Below are 308 nucleotides of genomic sequence, written 5' to 3'. Positions count from 1 at the left end.
CATCGTATGCAACCCGTGGAAAGTCCGACCGGCCAGTACAAAAACGGTCAGGTTGTCATCTCATCGGCTGGCGCCATCGGGGCCATGCAGGTCGAGCCCTCAAATGCGAATGGCAATGACCTGTATGATGCGACCGGCAATGTCACGGCCAGCGAACAGTACCTGATCAAGCTGTATCAGAAGTATAACGGTAACCAGATCCTTGTGGCCATGGCCTATAACTGGGGGCCGGGGAATGTCGATAAATATTTGAACCGACAGATTAACTCTGTCCCGGATGGTGTCCTGGATTATGCCCAGAAAGTTAC

At 52.6% G+C, this 308-nt stretch carries 1 protein-coding gene; it reads left to right on the top strand.

Translation table 11 applies throughout. From position 1 onward, the window contains the following. A partial coding sequence (locus tag JN414_RS16575; RefSeq protein WP_202208893.1) for a lytic transglycosylase domain-containing protein occupies positions 1-308 on the top strand: 308 nt, incomplete at both ends.

Source organism: Gluconobacter sp. Gdi, assembly GCF_014132155.1.
Classification (GTDB): domain Bacteria; phylum Pseudomonadota; class Alphaproteobacteria; order Acetobacterales; family Acetobacteraceae; genus Gluconobacter.
Note: the sequence above shows the minus strand (reverse complement) of the source record. Positions and strands in the feature narration are given on the sequence as shown.